General features: G+C 68.8%; 13 protein-coding genes. 7 read left to right on the top strand and 6 right to left on the bottom strand.

Going from position 1 to position 16,681, the window contains the following annotated elements:
• Nucleotides 1-351: 351 nt before the first annotated feature.
• From EDF57_RS18595 to EDF57_RS18605, 3 genes are read left to right on the top strand one after another with little or no spacing between them, the layout of a single operon-like run.
• The gene (locus EDF57_RS18595; protein ID WP_134095317.1) at nt 352-1,485 is read left to right on the top strand and encodes a glycosyltransferase family 4 protein; all 1,134 of its coding nucleotides are present in this window, start codon (nt 352-354) and stop codon (nt 1,483-1,485) included.
• A 28-nt stretch (nt 1,486-1,513) separates the two neighbouring features.
• Complete coding sequence (locus tag EDF57_RS18600) at nt 1,514-2,557, top strand: ATP-grasp domain-containing protein (RefSeq protein WP_134095318.1); 1,044 nt, start codon at nt 1,514-1,516, stop codon at nt 2,555-2,557.
• Nucleotides 2,550-3,215: an HAD family hydrolase gene (locus EDF57_RS18605; protein ID WP_134095319.1), complete on the top strand. Its 666-nt coding sequence runs from the start codon at nt 2,550-2,552 to the stop codon at nt 3,213-3,215. The genes EDF57_RS18600 and EDF57_RS18605 overlap by 8 nt, the downstream gene beginning before the upstream one ends.
• A gap of 91 nt (nt 3,216-3,306) precedes the next feature.
• Here EDF57_RS18605 and EDF57_RS18610 read toward each other — a convergent pair whose 3' ends face one another.
• The 5 genes from EDF57_RS18610 to EDF57_RS18630 form a co-directional block, all read right to left on the bottom strand.
• The gene (locus tag EDF57_RS18610; RefSeq protein ID WP_243654107.1) at nt 3,307-3,876 is read right to left on the bottom strand and encodes a sugar transferase; all 570 of its coding nucleotides are present in this window, start codon (nt 3,874-3,876) and stop codon (nt 3,307-3,309) included.
• Nucleotides 3,877-3,890: 14 nt separating this feature from the next.
• Nucleotides 3,891-6,260, bottom strand: a complete 2,370-nt coding sequence (locus EDF57_RS18615; RefSeq protein ID WP_134095320.1) for a polysaccharide biosynthesis tyrosine autokinase — start codon at nt 6,258-6,260, stop codon at nt 3,891-3,893.
• Nucleotides 6,261-6,440: 180 nt separating this feature from the next.
• Entirely contained in the window at nt 6,441-7,628 is a 1,188-nt protein-coding gene (locus tag EDF57_RS18620; RefSeq protein ID WP_165921341.1) for a glycosyltransferase, read from the bottom strand.
• Nucleotides 7,625-9,067, bottom strand: a complete 1,443-nt coding sequence (locus EDF57_RS18625) for a lipopolysaccharide biosynthesis protein (RefSeq protein ID WP_132263841.1) — start codon at nt 9,065-9,067, stop codon at nt 7,625-7,627. Before EDF57_RS18625 ends, EDF57_RS18620 begins: the two co-directional genes overlap by 4 nt.
• Nucleotides 9,064-10,461 carry a hypothetical protein gene (locus tag EDF57_RS18630; RefSeq protein ID WP_134095322.1) on the bottom strand — a complete coding sequence of 466 codons (1,398 nt, stop codon included), beginning with the start codon at nt 10,459-10,461 and terminating at the stop codon, nt 9,064-9,066. The genes EDF57_RS18625 and EDF57_RS18630 overlap by 4 nt, the downstream gene beginning before the upstream one ends.
• Nucleotides 10,462-10,724: 263 nt before the next feature.
• On the opposite strand from EDF57_RS18630, the gene EDF57_RS18635 reads away from it, so the two are divergent.
• The 4 genes from EDF57_RS18635 to EDF57_RS18650 all read left to right on the top strand — a co-directional run bounded on the left by EDF57_RS18635 (nt 10,725) and on the right by EDF57_RS18650 (nt 15,501).
• The gene (locus EDF57_RS18635) at nt 10,725-12,077 is read left to right on the top strand and encodes a pectate lyase (RefSeq protein WP_132263838.1); all 1,353 of its coding nucleotides are present in this window, start codon (nt 10,725-10,727) and stop codon (nt 12,075-12,077) included.
• The gene (locus EDF57_RS18640; protein ID WP_243841142.1) at nt 12,074-13,330 is read left to right on the top strand and encodes a glycosyltransferase family 4 protein; all 1,257 of its coding nucleotides are present in this window, start codon (nt 12,074-12,076) and stop codon (nt 13,328-13,330) included. Before EDF57_RS18635 ends, EDF57_RS18640 begins: the two co-directional genes overlap by 4 nt.
• Nucleotides 13,331-13,658: 328 nt before the next feature.
• Nucleotides 13,659-14,264, top strand: a complete 606-nt coding sequence (locus tag EDF57_RS25580; protein WP_132263836.1) for a polysaccharide biosynthesis/export family protein — start codon at nt 13,659-13,661, stop codon at nt 14,262-14,264.
• 4 nt (nt 14,265-14,268) lie between these two features.
• Nucleotides 14,269-15,501: an outer membrane beta-barrel protein gene (locus EDF57_RS18650; protein WP_134095324.1), complete on the top strand. Its 1,233-nt coding sequence runs from the start codon at nt 14,269-14,271 to the stop codon at nt 15,499-15,501.
• A gap of 40 nt (nt 15,502-15,541) precedes the next feature.
• Here the strand turns inward: EDF57_RS18650 and EDF57_RS18655 are convergent, their stop codons facing one another.
• Entirely contained in the window at nt 15,542-16,168 is a 627-nt protein-coding gene (locus EDF57_RS18655; protein ID WP_243654105.1) for a hypothetical protein, read from the bottom strand.
• Nucleotides 16,169-16,681: the final 513 nt, after the last annotated feature.

The raw sequence follows: 16,681 nt of genomic DNA on the forward strand, positions 1-16,681 counted from the left end.
CCTGGCCTCACCCTTGACACGGGAGTGTGGCCGATGCCGCCAGCGACCGTGAGCGCGATTAGGGCGTACCCACTCAGGATGACGGCGGACCGCCGGGTGGGGGTGCCGGGGCCTGCCGGAGGCTCATCGTGATGTTTCGGCGGGCGCCCGGTCCGTCATGGTCCCGATCCTGCCGGGTCGCCCTCCCGCATTGCTCCCAAATCGCCCGCTCCAATAAAGGGTTAGACCGCATGAACGCCTGCCTGCGCGGCAGGCTTTCGCTAGGTTCTGGGGCAATTGACGAAGCGGTTTTCACGCAGGCAGGTTTTCACGCAGGCGGAAGAGGGGGCCTTGGTACTTCCAACCAGCACGATGCGCATCGCGATCCTCGCTTCCGGCCTTGGCGCCGGCGGGGCGGAGCAGGTGATCGCCCAGCTCGCGCACCATTGGTGCGCGGCGGGACATACGGTGGACGTGATCGCCTTCGACAGGCCGGAGGATCCCGTGTTCCACCGCCTGCCGCAGCCGGTCACGCTGCACCGCCTCGGCGGGGGCAGCGGCTTTGCCGGCATGGCGGGGCGGGTCGCGGCGCTGCGGCGGGTGTTGCAGGCGCGGCAGCCGCAAGTGATCGTCTCGTTCCTGACCAAGAACAACCTGATCGCCGCGCTGGCCACGCTCGGCACGCCGACGCGCCTGGTCTGTGCCGAGCGCAACAATCCCGAGCGGCAGGGCACGCATCCCTTGTGGAACCTGCTGCTGCGCCTGCTCTATCGCCGCGCCGACGCCATCGTCTGCCAGACGGCGGCGGTAAGGCGCTGTTTTCCCGCCGCCGTGCAGGCCAAGCTGGTCACCATCGCCAACCCGGTGCCCGCGCCTGACGTGATGCGGGCCGAGGGCGAGGTGAAGCGCCTCTGCGCGGTCGGCCGGCTGACGCACCAGAAGGGGTTCGACCTGCTGGTGCAGGCTTTCGCCGCCGTGGCGCCGCTCTGGCCGGACTGGCGGCTCGACATCTGGGGCGAAGGCCCGGAACGCGCCGCGCTGGAGGCGCAAGTGAGCGCTCTCGGCCTGGAGGGCCGGGTCCTGCTGCGCGGGCTCAGCCCCCGGCCGCGCGCCTGGGTGGAGGAGGCCGGGATCTTCGTTCTGTCCTCCCGCTACGAAGGCTTTCCCAATGTGCTGGGCGAAGCCATGGCCGCGGGACTGCCCGCGATCGCTGCCGACTGCGACTTCGGCCCGGCCGACATGGTGGAGCATGGCCGCAGCGGGCTGCTGGTCGCGAGCGAGGACACGGCCGCGCTGTCGCAGGCGATGGCGGGCCTGATCGCGGACCCCCTGGCGCGCAGCCGCATGGGCGCCGAGGCCGCAGAGGCCATGGCGCGGTTCCAGCCGGCGCGGATACTCCAGCAATGGGACCAGGTCCTGGCGCAAGTCGTCTCGCCGCGGCATCGTGGCGCGCGGTCGGTCACGGTGTCCGGTCCGGCCGGGCGCAGGGCCGGGGCGGAAGGTTGAGGGGCGCCGGAGCCATGGGGCGGAAGGCATGAACGGGGGAAACAGGGTGGTACGGATACTCTTCACGTCGGCCGGGCGCCGGGTGGAACTGACGCGGTGCTTCCGCCGCGCGGCCGAGAAACTGGGACTGCGCGCGGAAATTCACGCCTGCGACCTGCAGCCCGAACTGAGCGCCGCCTGCCTGGAGGCGGAAGTGGCCTTCGCGGTGCCGCGCTGCACGGCGCCCGACTATGTCGAACACCTGCTGGAGCACTGCGCGCGCGAGAAGATCGCCTTGCTGGTGCCGACCATCGATACCGAGCTGGACCTGCTCTCGCGGGCGCGGGACCGCTTTGCGCAAGTCGGCACCCTGGTCCACGTCAGCGCGCCCGAAGTGATCGACGTCGTGCGCGACAAGGAACGCACGATCGCCGTGCTGGCAGAGGCGGGCGTGCCCGTGCCGCGCACCGCGCGGATCGAGGATGTGCGCGCCGATCCCTCGGGCTGGGCCTTCCCGCTTTTTGCCAAGCCCGTGGGCGGCAGTGCCAGCCGCGGCATCGGCGTGCTGCACGCGGCGGCCGACATCCGCGCGGACTATCCCGAGCCGATGCTGGTGCAGGAACTGCTGCGCGGCCCGGAATACACGATCAACATGTACCTCGATGCGCGCGGCCGGATGCGATCGGCGATCCCGCACTTGCGCATCTCGACCCGGGCCGGCGAAGTGGAGAAGGGGCGCACCGTGCGCGACCCGCGCATGATCGCCATCGCCGCAGACATCGCCGCTGCCCTCAATGCGCGTGGCCTGAACGCGCGTGACCCGAACGCCGGAGATCTCGCTGCCCCTGCTCCGAGCGGGCCGGGCGCCGAGGGCGTGCTCTGCTTCCAGCTCATCGACGATCCCGATCGCGGTCCCCGCGTCTTCGAGATCAACGCCCGCTTCGGCGGCGGCTATCCCCTGGCCGACCAGGCCGGGGGCCGCTTTGCCGAAAGCCTGCTCGCCCGCGTCTCCGGGCTGCCCGAATGCGCCAGCGAGCACTGGCGCGAGGGCGTGACCATGGTGCGCTACGACAGCGCCGTGTTCCGTGGTTGATATTCCGCATCCGGTCGTGGTGCTGGATCTCGACGACACGCTCTATCTCGAACGGGACTTCGCGCGCAGCGGCTTTGCGGCCGTGGGGCGCCACCTGGAGGAGAGCCACGGCCTGACCGGCTATGCCGAGCACTGCGCGCGGCTGCTGGACGAAGGGCACCGCGGCACCGTGTTCGACGCGGCGCTGGCGGCCATGGGGCTTGCCGCGATCGAGGTCGCGCCGCTGGTGGCGCTCTACCGTGGCCACGCGCCCGAGATCGCGCTGGCCGAAGACGCCGGACGCCTGCTCGACCGGCTTGGCGCGCGGGCCAGCGCGATCATCACGGATGGCCCGGCGCAGACCCAGGGCAACAAAGTGGCGGCGCTGGGCCTCCACGACCGGATCGGCAAAGTGATCCTCACCGGCCTGCTGCCCGAAGGCTGCGGCAAGCCCCATGCCATGGCTTACGAGATGGTCGAGCAATGGTCCGGCCGTCCTGCGGCGGACCACGTCTATATTGCCGACAATGCCGCCAAGGATTTCGTGACGCCCCGCGCCCGAGGGTGGACGACCGTGCAGATCCTGCGCGAGCGGCGCATCCACGCCTGCACCGCGCCGACGCCCGACCATGCGGCGCACCATGTGGTGGTTTCGCTGGACGAACTGAGGCTGGCCTGATCGGGCGCCTGATCGGGCGCCTGATCGGGTTCCGGGTTTTCACAAGAGTCACGCGCAGGAAGAGCAGGCGCCCGCGGCGCCGCGCGCTCCCTCAATCCGCGAGAACCACCGCCTGCGAGCGGCGTTCGCCGCCGACCATGACCCAGAGGGTCAGCGCCACGATCCGCAAGTCCAGCAGCGGCGAGGCATTGTCCACGTACCACAAGTCCAGCGCGATCTTCTCGTCGAGCGAGAGCAGGGTATTGCCGTTGACTTGCGACCAGCCGGTCAGCCCCGGCCGGACCCGACCCCGCGCCGCGCCGCGTGGTCCGAGACCGGCGATGGTCTCGGGCAGCAGCGGGCGCGGGCCGACGAAAGTCATGTCCCCGGCAGCGACGTTCCACAGGCCCGGCAGTTCGTCCAGCCGGCTGCGGCGCAGGAAGCGGCCGAAGGCGGTGACGCGGGCTTCGTCCGGCAGCGGCTGCCCATCCGGCCCCGTCGCCTCGCGCATGGAGCGCAGCTTGAGCAGGGTGAAATCCCGCCCCTCGCGGCCCGCCCGGCGCTGTCGGAACAGCACCGGGCGACCCATCGAGAGCAGGACGCCGAGCCCCAGCAGCAGGAGCAGCGGCAGAAGGGTGAGCAGGAGCAGCGAGGCGAGCAATCGAAGGGAAGCGAAGGCCACTCGCGCGCTCCTGCTCACGCTTCCACGGGGCGCCAGGAGTGGCCCCGGAACAAGCGACGGATCTTGGCGGCCCATTCGTCGCGGGCCGGGACCGGCGACGAGTAGTAGCTGGCCGAGTCTGCGTAGTACTGGACCGAGTCGCCATAGCGGCGACGGGCGTGCTCGACGTAGTCGACCTGGTCGAAGATCACGCCGCTGACGCTGTCGTCCAGCATTTCCAGGGCGGCGCGCATCTGGTCCCCGGTGGTGTGGCCCCAGCGGGCGACCAGCACGGTCTGGTCCGCGAAGTGGCACATGGCCCGGGCATCGCGCACGGCAAGGGCTGCCGGGGCGTTGATGATGACCAGTTCGAAGCGCTCCCGCAGCTGTTCGAGCAGGGTCTTCAGGCGATTGGACGAGAGCAGCAGCGCGGGTTCGGCCACCGGATCCTTGGCGCTGAGCAGCACGATCTGGTTCGCGCCTTCCGGCTCGATGATCTGGCTGCCGTCGGGCCCGGTGACGATCGTGCCGGCATTGGGCGAACCGTCATAGGGATGGGCCGAGCGCGGGCCCACCAGGCTGTCGAGATCGGCCCGGCCGCAGACGATGTCCACGAGGTCGGGCATGTGCATCTCGTTCTGGAGGCGCTGGAGCGCGCCGCGCTTGCGCAAGTCGAGGTCGAGGATCACCGTGCGGTCGCCCATGGCGATGCCGGCGGCGGCGAGCGTCAGCGAGACGGTGGACTTGCCGTCGCCGGGCAGCGGGGAGGTGACCAGCACCACTTGCGAATTCCCGCGGGCGGCGGCGGGCCGCCGGTCCAGTGCCCGCACTTCGGTATAAGTCGAGCGGGCGACTTCGGCGAAGAGCGATTGCGGCTCCTTGATGACCGGGCTGTCCTTGGGGTCTTCCGACAGGCTGTTGTTCAGCAGCGGCAGCATGCCCAGGGTCGGCAGCCCGAAGAGGCGGCGGATCTGCGCGGTGGTGCGCAGGCGGTCGTCCAGGAAGTCGCGGGCGAAGGCGATCAGGAAGGCCAGGACGCTCGATCCCAGCAGGGCGGTGATGGCCATCTTGACCGGCGCCGGGGCAACCGGGTCGTAGTCCGGCACGGCGGGCGAGACGACCGAGGAGGACACGCCCTCCATCTGCATCTGCGCGCGAACCTGCTCCACGCGGCCGGCGATCGCCTTGTAGGCATCGTCGGCCAAGGTCGATTCGCGCACCAGCTTGTCGAGCTGCACCGCATTGGCGGTGTTGCGATAGGCGGTCGAGCTGAGCCCGGCGACGATGCCTTCCAGGCGGTTGGCCTGGGCGCTGTCGCCGGCGGCTTCGCTGCGGGCGATCTCGGTCATCTGCGAGGCCTTGGCCGAAGCGTCGGCCTGGGCGGCGCCCTGGACGCGGGCCTGTTCCTTGGTGATGCCCTCGTTGACGGTGGCAAGCTGGGAATTCAGGCGCTTCACGTCGGGGTGGTTCGGCCCGAGGCTGGTGGAGAGCTTCGAGGTTTCGGCGATGAGTTCGCCGCGGGTGCGCTCAAGCTGGTCGAGCACGCCGGAACTGGCGAGCGCGGTGCTCTGCATCCGGCTGGCGCGGGCGATGCCGGCGCTGCGGGCGGCGGCAGCGTCACGCGCGGCCATGGCCGATGCGCTCTGCACGGCGATGCGGTTGATCTGGGCCAGGTCCTCTTCGCCGCCGGCGCCGGTCAGCATCTGGTGCTGGCCGCGGAAGTCGGCGACGCGCTGGGCGGTCTCCTCGGCTTCGGTGGCGCGCGACTGCTGTTCCTGCTCCAGCGAGGCCAGCAGCTCGGAGCGGCGCTCGTTGGTCTTCATCGTGCGCAGCGAGCGGACCGAGATCGGGATCTGGTTGGCGATTTCGGCGGCGACGACCGGCGAACGGGCGGTGACGGCGATCTCGACAAGGTCGGAACCGGCCTCGGAATTGATCGTCACCATCGACAGGACCTTGTTGGTCGCCGCCTGCTGCAGCGCCCGGCGGTCGTCCGGAACCTTGCCGAGTTCCTTGAGGAAGTCGTTGTCACGGGTGAGGTGAAGGTCGTTGACGACCTGCTCGGCCGCGGAGCGCGAGCGATGCAGGCGCACGGCATTGGCCACGCGCTCGGCATTGCGGGAGTTCACGTCCGCCTGGTTGGTGCCGACCTCGTCGATCAGCTCGACCTGCACGGTCGAGGAGGCCCGGTACTGGGTGGGGGAGAGCAACTGCTGCACCAGCACACCCAGGGTGATGACCCCCACGACCAGCGCCATCATCGTTCGGTGACGGTAGATGACGCGAAGAAGGTCGCGTGGCCCGACTTGTTGTTCGGATGGTGATGAAGCATCCCGCGACAGCGCCGGTCCGCGATAATGCGCCGGCGCGCCGCCGATCGGGCTTGGCGCGATTGCAGTTGACATGTGTGCCCCTCCAGCGAGGTGAAGTTCGCCGCCACAGGGCGGCCCTGTAATACCTGCCGCCCCCCCTCGGGACGGGCCTGGTGCGGGACCGCCCACGCGGGGCGATCTTCAGTCTGGACTATGCGATCAAAGCCGGGACGCGCAAAAAGGGCATCCGGGACGGGCGCGCCCTAATAGAGACTAGTCCTTTTGGGGAGCGCGCAGCCGCAGCAGCGACGCGTAGAGTTCGAGGTGCCGGGCGGCGGCATTCTCGATGGTATATTCGCGGCTCGTGGCCAGCGCGCCCGCGGAAAACTGCCGGTAAAGCGAATTGTCCTGCATCAGCCGCATGATAGCCGCCGCCAGGGCCTGGGGTTTGTCCGGCGCGCAGAGCAGTCCGTTCTGCGCAGGACGCACGAGCCCGCGGTTGCCGGCAACGTCAGTGGCGACGACGGGCATGGCCATGGCCATCGCCTCCAGGATTGCGACCGAGAAACCCTCGTAGTGCGAGGTATTGAGGAACAAGTCGCTGCGGGCGATGAGGTCCGGCACGTCGCGCCGCTCCCCGAGGAATTCGACCACCCCTTCCAGGCCCAGCGTCCGCACTTGCGCGCGCAGGTCCTCCAGCCCCTCGCCGCCGCCCGCCACGCGCAGGACCGGCGGCGGCATCGCCTCGGTGGCGCGGTCACGCAGGATGCGGGCGGTCTCGATGAGCAGGGGATAGTTCTTCTGGTCGGACACGGCGCCCACGCTCAGCACGTTGCCGGGCCGCCGCGCGGCCACGCGCGGGGCCTTGGCCTTGTAGCGGGCCGAGGGCGCGTTCTGGATCAGGGTATAGGGCCGCCGGGACAGCCGGCGATACATGGCCGCGGTGTCGTTGCTGATCGCGACATAGTGATGCACCACCCGGTCGACCGCGGCGAACAGGCCGGGCGGGAAGCTCAGGCGGCTGTTGTGGTAAGTGAAGACCACCGGGCCGGCGAAACCGGTGAAGGCCATCATGGCCACCGCGCGCACGGTATGGACGTGGACGACGTCCGGCCGGGCGGCGGCCAGGTGGCGGCGCAGCGCGAGCGCGCCGCGCAGCAGGCCACGTCGGCGGGTGAGCTGCATCGATTCGAAACGGCAGCCGCTCTCGGCGATCTGCCCGGCGAGTTCGGCCTCCATCTCGGGCGAATTGCCGAGCGTGGGGGCGTCGCAGAAGGCGACGACGGTGCCGGCCGCGCCCCGTGCGGCGAAAGCGCCGTTGAGGTTGGTGACGAGTATCTCGGCCCCGCCGGAGGTCAGGCTGGTGATGACCGAACTGACCCGCAGCGGCCTCGGCGCCCCGTCGCCGCCCGGGAATTCGCCGTCGCGGGCGAAGTCTCCGGCGGGGGCGTGGGCCGTCACGCCTCGGACTCCAGGGCGAAGGCGGCCTTGGGCGATGCCGCAGGGCCCTTGGGCGCCGCTTCCGGCCCCGTTTCGCGCGGGTTGTGATCGGCGCTGCGGAGGCCGCGCCAGAACGCGATGTCGAGCAGGATCACCGTGACCACGCCGAAGGCAATATGCGCGTAGTTGGCGCCCAGCGCGCCGTAGCGGGGGATCAGCACGAAGGCGACGGCGAAGAACGAGGCGGTGGAGGTGAAGCTGGCGGCCAGCACGTAGGTCGGCCGGTTCATCGCCAGCAGCGCCGCGCGGGCCGGTGTCGCATGGAGCGTCAGCAGCACCGCGAAGAGCTGCACCAGCAGGAGCTGGTAGCTGTCCGCGAAGCCCGGCCCGAACACGATCTCGATCGCCTGGCGCCCCATCAGCCAGCAGGCGCCCACCGCCGTCAGCGCGATGGCCGCCAGCGAGGCCTGGAGCACCGAGACCAGCTGCCCCATCGCCGCCGGGCCGACCTTGCGCCACAGCCGGGCGAGGTCGGGGTAGATCACCGTCTGGATCATGTCCCCGGCGGTCTGCGCCACTTTGGCGATGCGGCGGGAGAGGTAATAGAGCCCCGCCGCGCTGGCGCCCGCGAAAGTGCTGACCAGCAGCGTGTCCATCTCATGCGTCATGGTGCGCAGGGTGGAGGACAGGTTGGTCGATATGGCGAAGCGCATGAAGCCGGGGAAGCGACCGGGCAGGTCGCGCCAGTCGGCCTTGAGCGGGCTGGGGATGCCGGTCTCCGCCAGGGCGCGGAAGCCGAGGTAGTTGAACAGGGCCGAGTCGAAGATCTGGCTCACCGTCCAGACCAGCACGAACCAGATCAGTCCGCCGCCCAGTCCGTAAAGCAGCGCCGAGAGGGCGAAGCGGGCCACGAAGGAGGCAAGCTGCACATAGGCCAGCACCCGGAACCTGCCCGCCAGGCGCAGCGCCGCGCTGGCCATGCCGCGCGGGTTGCAGGCGATGGCGCAGGCGTAGATCGCCACGAGGTGCACGTTGTCATGGCCGATGCCGATCAGCCCGCCGGCCGTCCATGCCACGATCACGCTCAGGACCGCGGCCACCAGAGCGCTGCCGACATCGAGGAACAGCCCGTAGGCATAGAGCGAGGACATCCGCGAGACGTCTCCGTTCTCCTCCTCCACCGCCACGAAGCGCACCAGCGGTTGCCAGGATTCGAAGCGGATCAGGCGTTCGCAGACGCGCCCGATCGACAGGACCACGGCGAGAATGCCGAACTGCTCCTGTCCAAGCGCGCGGGTGGCGATGGCGAGGCTCGCCATCATGATCATCACGCCGCCGAAATTGCCCGAGAGCAAGTGGCCGATGCTGACCAGATGGGGCTTCAGCATCTCGCTGCCGCGCCAACGGGAAAGCAGGCGCGGAAGGAACGAGGCCTTGCTGGCGCTGTCGATGGGAGTCATCCTGCTTCCGAAGTCCGTTCTGTGTCAGCCGCCGGTTCTGCATCCCGGTGGCCGGCCTGATTGTACCACTGCGGGCGCCGCGTGGCGGTGAGGGTGGCGACTCCGGCTCCGGCCGTGGACAGCGCGAACATCAGCATCACCGGCCCGTTCCACATCCGCGCGAACATGTGCGGCAGCGACATCGCGTACATGAAGAAGACCCCCAGGATCGCGAGCGCGCAGACCCCGTCGGTGCGACTTCGCCCGGCGATGAAGAGGCCCTGCACGAACATGGCGGCGAACATCACGCTGAGCCCGATGAAGGAGACCAGCCCGCCTTCGTTGAGCACCAGGAGATAGAGCTGGTGCACCGGCATGCCGTAGACGCTGGCCTTGCGGTATCCGTCGCTGCCCAGGCCGATCAGCAGGTTGTCGCCCGACATCTGCCAGGCCTCCTGGATCAGCACCGAGCGGCCGACGAACGTGCCGGCCTTGGTCGGATCGCCGGAGACGACCGCGTCGCCCACCCGCTGTTCGAACACGGCCGGAACCGGTCCGCCCAGGCCGACGTAGGCGCCCACCGCCAGGGCCACCGGCAGCGCGATGGTGACGACCGTGCGCATGCGCGAGAGCGCCAGGATGAAGCCGATCGCCAGGATGGTGGCGGTGAAGGCGGTGAAGCTGGCGGAATAGACCAGGCCCGCGACGATCACGAGCGCCAGCGGCACGGCGATCACCGGACGCAGGCGCTTCTCGATCACCGCATGGAGCAGGAAGATCAGGGCGAAGACGCAGACCGCGCCGTTCGAATTGGGCTCGCCGGTGAAGGCGCCCAGCCGGCCATTGCCGGTGACCACGTACTTGTTCACGTACTGGTTGATCATGTCGCGACTGAACAGGTTCACCAGGGCGACGCCCACCGCCTGCGATACCGCCACGCCCCAGACATAGGCCAGGCCGCTGCGGCGCAGCGCCGTCAGCGAGCAATTGGCCAGGACCATCGGGATCAGCACCAGGGCGAAGGCATATTGCCCGGCCACCACCGGCCAGCGCGTGAAATCGCCGTGGACGGTCGAGCCCACCAGCATGCCGCCCAGCAGCATGACGATCCCGCCCACCCACAGCACCGACATGCGCCCCATCATCCGCGCGTTCAGCCCGCGCGAGACGAGCATCAGCAATGTGCAGACGATCAGGATCATGTCCGACATGGTCAGGTTGAAGGCGGGAATGCGCCCTACCTGCCACCAGCTGAGGAAGAAGGCGGCCGCCGGAAGCAGGAAGCCGATGGCGCGGTCGTAGGGGGATTCCGGTGCGCGGGCAGGCCGATAGCCCCCCGCCATCCGGAACGGGCCCCGCAGGATTGCCGGTTGCTGCACCCCGTCGTCGGGAAGCTGGGTTAGGATAGCGGCCATGGACCGGGATCATGGGCAGGGGATCGGCTCAAGGCAAAGGCCAGTCCGGGCAATAGGCAAGCGCATAGATGTTAGCGCAAAAGGGGGAGGGCGCGGGCCGCGCTAAGTCCAATTGGTAACTTGTGCGCGTTCGGCCGAAGGATCACGTTTCGCCGCGCGCATGTTTCCCGGGCCCATTTCCGATGCTTGGCCCGGTCCTCGGCTGGAGAATCGGCATGGTTGCGGCAAAGCTTTCCAAGACAGCGCGTTCCCGAACGACCCGTTTGCGCGCGCTGATAGTGCTGGCGGCGATGGGTCTGGCGGTGCTGGCCCTGGTGCTGGGCCTGGCCGGCACGGTCAGCGAGCGCGTCATGGCCGCGGCGCCGGTGGTTCGCATTCCCACGGGCAAGAAGTCCTTCCCCGCCGCGATCGGCTACGGCGCCACCAGCGTCGGCGGACGGGGCGGGCGGATCATCTATGTCACCACCCTGGCCGATTCCGGCACCGGATCCTACCGCGCCTGCGTTACCGCCAGCGGCCCGCGCGTCTGCGTGTTCCGGGTCAGCGGCGTGATCCGCTTCACCCAGCGCCCGCCGTGGATCATGACGCCTTACCTGACCATCGCCGGGCAGACCGCGCCGGGCGGCGGCATCACCCTGGCCCATTCGGGCGGCAAGAACGGGCTGACCCCGCTGGTCATCAAGAACACCCATGACGTCGTGGTGCGCGGCATCCGCGTGCGCAACGACCGCGTGGGCGGCAACCGCGAGGCCGAGGACAGCATCACCATAGAAAAGAGCAGCCGCGTGGTGATCGACCATGTCAGCGCCTCCTGGGCGCGCGACGAGCTGATCAACGGCTATGACGACAACGACGAGATCACCATCAGCAATTCGATCTTCGCCTGGGGCGTGCCCAAGCATGACAAGTGCGCGCTGCTCGCCAGCGATCCGGTGGACAAGCAGAAGCTGAGCTTCATCGGCAACCTTTGCGCCCATAACGGAGACCGCAACCCGGACATCAACTTCCCCAAGGGATCCTGCGTGGAAGTGATCAACAACGTGCTCTACAACGCCATGTCGGAATTCGCGGAAGTCTGGGAAAGCTACGGTGGCAGCCCGGTTTCGATCGTGGGCAACAGCTTCATCGCCGGCACCAATACCAATGCCCAGAGCCGCGGCGTCGCCCGTGAGACCCAGGGATCGACCGGCACGGCCTCGATCTACCTCTGGGACAACGCCTTCGACGGCAATTTCAAGCATGTCAGCCCCGAAGTGGTGCCGGCCCAGATCCAGCAGGCGCCGTGCCCGCTGACCGTCCAGCCGATGGCCGCCGCGGCCGCCTATACCTCTGTCCTCGCCCGCGCCGGGGCCTTCCCGCGCGATGCCCTCGACAAGGAAGTGGTGGCCGACGTCAAGAACCGCACCGGCCGCATCGGCGAACCGGTTCCGGCACTGCCGGCCCAGGCATCGGGCACGCCTTATGTCGATGACGACAAGGACGGCATGGACGATGCCTGGGAACGCGCCAATGGCCTGGACCCCACGCGCAACGACGCCTGGGGCGACAAGAACGGCAACGGCATCGAGAATATCGAGGAATTCCTGAGCTACCGAGAGAAAGGGTTCGGTCTTTGAACAGTCTGGCAGGGCCGCTTGGGGCCAAGTTCGAGAGGGCCGAATTCGAAAGCGCCGAATTCGAGAGGGCCGAGCTGGACAGGATCGAAGGAGGGCCCGCCCGCGTGGCCGCCGGGTCCGCGCCGCTGCGGATCTGCTATCCCTTCGCCGGTGACGAGCTGGGCGGCAGCCACGTTTCCGCACGCGGGCTGATGGAGCAGCTCGATCCCGCCGACTATCGCCTTCTGGTGGTTCCCGAAGTGCCGGGCGGCACGATCGCGCAGTTCTTCTCCGCTTTTGCCCAGGTGCCCGACCCGGCCCGGCCGCGCCGCTCCTTCGTGCCCGGCGCGCGCTTCGGCTTCGGCAAGGTTCTGCGCGCGATGGCCGGCGTGCCGCGCCGGGTGCGGTTCCTGCGCGAGAATGCCATCGATGTCGTGCACAGCAACGACGGGCGCAGCCATGCGAGCTGGGCACTGGCGGCACGGCTGGCCGGCGTCCGGCTGATCTGGCACCACCGCGGCGATCCCGACGCGCGGGGCCTGCGCTATGTGGCGCCGTTTCTGGCGCACCGCATCTTCACGGTGTCGCGCTTTTCGCTCCCGCAGGGCAGCCGCGGGGCGGCGCGGGCCGCGCAAGTGGTCTACAGCCCCTTCGACACCAGCGTCACGGCCGACTGGGCCGCCATGCGCCGTACCCTCGTGGAGGAACTCGGCTGCTCCCCGGACGCCGTGCTCTGCGGCTGGTTCGGCAACTTCGTACAGCGCAAGCGGCCGCTCGAATTCGTCGATGCGGTGGAGCGGCTCGGGGCCTTGCTGGACAAGCCGGTGGTCGGCCTGATGTTCGGCGATCCCCGCAATACCGAAGTGGGCGATGCCCTGCCGGAGCGGATCGCGCGGGTCTCGGGCAATGCCGCCGTCCACATGATGGGCTTCCGCACGCCCGGCCACGAATGGCTGGCCGGCTGCGACCTCCTGCTGGTTCCCGCCGCGCGCGAGCCCCTGGGACGGACGCTGGTGGAGGCCATGCTGGTCGGCACGCCGGTGGTGGCCACCGATTCGGGCGGCAATCCGGAAGCGCTGGAGGGCGGCTGCGGCGTGCTCTGCCCGCTCGACGATGCCGAGGCCATGGCCCGCGCCGCCGCGGGCCTGCTCGCCGACCCCGAACGCCTCGACGCCATCCGCACCCGCGCCCGAGGCGAAGCCCGCCGCCGCTTCTCGCGCGAAAACCACGTCCGCCAGGTCACCGCCGCTTATGAGGAACTGGCGCGAGGGTAGGGCGCCCGCGCCGGACCGGGGCTGGTGCCGCAAGCCTTCGACATCCGTCGAAGGCGCTCCAACCAAATCCTCCCCCCGTTTTTGCCTGACGATATCGGACAGGAAACCCATCCTCCCCCCACGAGGATTAGCTCTCATCGCCCGAGTATTCCCCCGGATAACCCTTAATAACCAAGGCATTCCGCCGATCTTTGCGTCAACGTGTCGGACGACGGTTTCGCTGGGGCCGCGCTGCTTCGAGGGGCCGCGCGGGGGGCGGGCCGGGCTCGATTTCGCAAGGGCCTCAATTTTCGCAAGGGCCTTAATTTCCGCAAGGGAGGGCAACCCAATGTCACATGGTCTCGCAAGCCTGTTCCGGTTCCGGCCGCTTCTGGCGGTCCCACTGGCCGTTTCGCTCATTTCCACTTCGATGCTTGGCGGATGTTCGTCGCCCACCGCATCGTTGCCCACGCTCGCATCCACCCCGGCGGGAGCCTACAAGGTGGGTGCGGGCGACAAGCTCCACATCGTGGTGCAGGACCTGCAAAGCGCCAACGGCGACTACATCGTCGAGGACAGCGGCGCGATCTCGCTGCCCTATATCAAGCAGGTGGACGTCGCCGGCCTGACCTATCGCGAGATCGAGCAGGGCATCGCCGCGTCGCTGCTGCGCCAGGGCATCATGACCGGCGATCCGGTGGTCAATGTCGGCCCGGTCGAACTCCGCCCGTTCTACGTGGTGGGAGAGGTGAACAAGCCCGGCCAGTTCGAATATCGCCAGGGGATGACGGTGCTCGCGGCGATCTCGGCCGCGGGGGGCTATACCTACCGCGCGCAGACCGGCAAGGTCGCCGTGACCCGCGTGGTCAGCGGCAAGGACGTCACCGCCAGCGCCGACGAGATGGCGACCATCCAGCCCGGCGACCGGATCCGCGTCTACGAGCGGTGGTTCTGAGGCCATGCGGGGGGCAATCGTACTGGCCGCGCCGGTCCCGTTCCTGCTCGCGATGCCGCAGCAGGCACTGGCCCAGGCCCGCGACATCGGCTCGACCGCCTCGGCGGTCTATCCCAACGACAAGGACTATCGCGAGCTGCCGATGCACCTCGGCTCGCTCAACGTCAGCCTCGGCGGCGAGGCGCGGGTGGAATACGACACCAACGTCTACGCCCAGGAGAACAACGCGCAGGACGACGTCCACCTGGAACTGACGCCGGAACTGCAGATCAACACCGGCCCCGGCACGCTCAGCGGCCAGGCGCATGCTTCGGCCACGGTCCGCCGTTTCGCCAATCTCAAGACCGAGAACACCGAGGCCTGGTCGCTGGACGGCACCCTGCGCTGGTCTCCGGAGGCGACGACCTCGCTGGTCGGGCGCGCCTTCTGGCAGCGCACGGTCGAAGAGCGCGGCAGCCCGGAATCGCGGCAGGACCCCAATGCCGGACCGCGCGAGATCGACAGCCTCGGCACCGACTTGCGCTTCCGGCACATGACCCGCCGCCTGCTGTTCGATCTCCAGGGCAACTTCACCAAGTACGATGCCGTCTCCACCGTGGACGACAACCGCGACTTCAACAGCATGAACGGCGTGGCCACCGTGGGCTGGCGCGTGACCGGCATCACTTTCGTGACCGCCAGCGCCTTCGTCGCGCGGCGCGACTTCCGCATCGAATATACCCCCGCGGGAGACAAGCGTAACACCACCACCTGGGGCGGCCGCCTGGGCGTGGAGTTCGAACCCGGCGGTGTGCTGCAAGGCAACCTTTCCGCCGGCTTCTTCCGCTTCACGCCGGACGACAAGGCCGTGCCCGATCGCACCGGCCTCTCGGTCTCGGGCAGCCTGACCTACCGGCCTCGCGAGCGCACGGCGATCATGCTGGACGCCTTCAACGGCGATGTCGCCACTTTCCGCAGCGGCGCCCAGTCGCGAACCGACACCACGGTCAAGCTCTCGCTCCAGCAGGAGATCCGCCACAATCTCTTCGCTTCGGTGGGCGCGGGTTACCGAAGCACGCGCTACATCGGCTCGGGGGTGAAGGAACAGACGCCCACGGTCTCGGGCGAAGTGGAATACCTGTTCTCGCGGAACATGTCGGTCGCGGGCTACGCCAACTTCGGCAAGCGCAACAGCGACGACGCGACTCAGGAATTCGACCGCCTCAAGGTCGGCGTCTCCTTCCGCCTGCGGTTCTGATCGGAACCGGGAAGCGGGCGGCAAGGGAAGGCGAAGGGCGCTACTCCTCGAGGGCGCCATTCCCCGTCGCCGCGCGCGCTTCGACTTGCGCGCGAAGTCCGGCGACTTTGGCCCGGATCGAGGCGCGGACTTCCTCCAGAGAGGGATATTCCGCCTCGATCTCGGCCCGGATACGTTCGTAGAGCGGATCGCCCGGCCGGGGATCGCGGCGGCTGTCGCCATAGCGATGGGGCAGGCGCTGGCGCAGCAGGAACAGCATGAGCTGCGTGTCGTGGCGCGTCCAGGAGGCCACCACTTCGCCGCGGCTTACCACCGGACGCTCCTCGCCCCGGATCGCGCGTTCGAGCGCGCAGTCCTCCAGCCGCATCATTCCCCGGCCGATCGCCATGTCCCATGCCGCCGCGAACCCCTCCGCGCCGGGCAGGTGGCGCAGCTTGTAGAGCGCTTCCATCGAGGCGCCGATGCTGCGCGCGGCCTGCGTGACGATGCCGCTGGCCGCGAGCGCAGCGATGAAGGCCCGCTGCCGCTCCGGCGTGATCGAGTTGGCGCGCGGCGCCTTGTGCCGATAAGGCGCGAAGCCCAGCAGGGGATCTTCGGGGTCGATGGCATCCTCGAAGAAGGCCGTCCGCGAAGTCCGCCGTCCCGGCCGCACGGAAGCGCAGCGCACCGCCGTTTCCGCGGCAACCCGCGCAGAGGAACTGGCACAAGCCGTTTCGCAGCGAGCCTCCGGAGCCGAGGATTCCACGCCGGCCGCCGGAGACGCGAAGGATCCTCGCGCCCGCTCATCCCGCGCCTGTCGAGGAAGCCGCTCACCGCGACGCCGTTTCGAAGAACCTGGATTTGAAGATTTTCTGCCGGAAGACATAAGGCAACCTCGCTCGCGCTGATGGACCTGTGTTCCCAATGGCAGGCCGGTCTAACGCGAGCGGGGGCGTGTAGGAAAATGGTTTGTCACGCGCACGGAAGGCATGGGGCAGACCGGCCGCTTTGCGCCGCATTTAGCCACTCAGCAAGCCAGGACGCGCGCTTCATAGCTGACGGTCCGCTGCCTGCCGCCTAGGGCGAAAACCGGCCTTACCTAAAACGCCCCAAGTCCGCCATCCAACTCGTGAAAAATGAACGGCCGCTTTCAAGCCATCCCAGCTTCGGGCGCTATGGCATCAATGTCGGGGGAAGCGGA

The sequence above is a fragment of the Novosphingobium sp. PhB55 genome (assembly GCF_004368805.1).
Lineage (GTDB): Bacteria > Pseudomonadota > Alphaproteobacteria > Sphingomonadales > Sphingomonadaceae > Novosphingobium.

Coding starts and splice junctions, on each gene's coding strand:
- EDF57_RS18630 (WP_134095322.1), bottom strand. CDS start 10,461: ATGGCCGCTATCCTAACCCAGCTTCCCGACGACGGGGTGCAGCAACCG.
- EDF57_RS18595 (WP_134095317.1), top strand. CDS start 352: ATGCGCATCGCGATCCTCGCTTCCGGCCTTGGCGCCGGCGGGGCGGAG.
- EDF57_RS25580 (WP_132263836.1), top strand. CDS start 13,659: ATGTCACATGGTCTCGCAAGCCTGTTCCGGTTCCGGCCGCTTCTGGCG.
- EDF57_RS18625 (WP_132263841.1), bottom strand. CDS start 9,067: ATGACTCCCATCGACAGCGCCAGCAAGGCCTCGTTCCTTCCGCGCCTG.
- EDF57_RS18650 (WP_134095324.1), top strand. CDS start 14,269: ATGCGGGGGGCAATCGTACTGGCCGCGCCGGTCCCGTTCCTGCTCGCG.
- EDF57_RS18600 (WP_134095318.1), top strand. CDS start 1,514: ATGAACGGGGGAAACAGGGTGGTACGGATACTCTTCACGTCGGCCGGG.
- EDF57_RS18615 (WP_134095320.1), bottom strand. CDS start 6,260: ATGTCAACTGCAATCGCGCCAAGCCCGATCGGCGGCGCGCCGGCGCAT.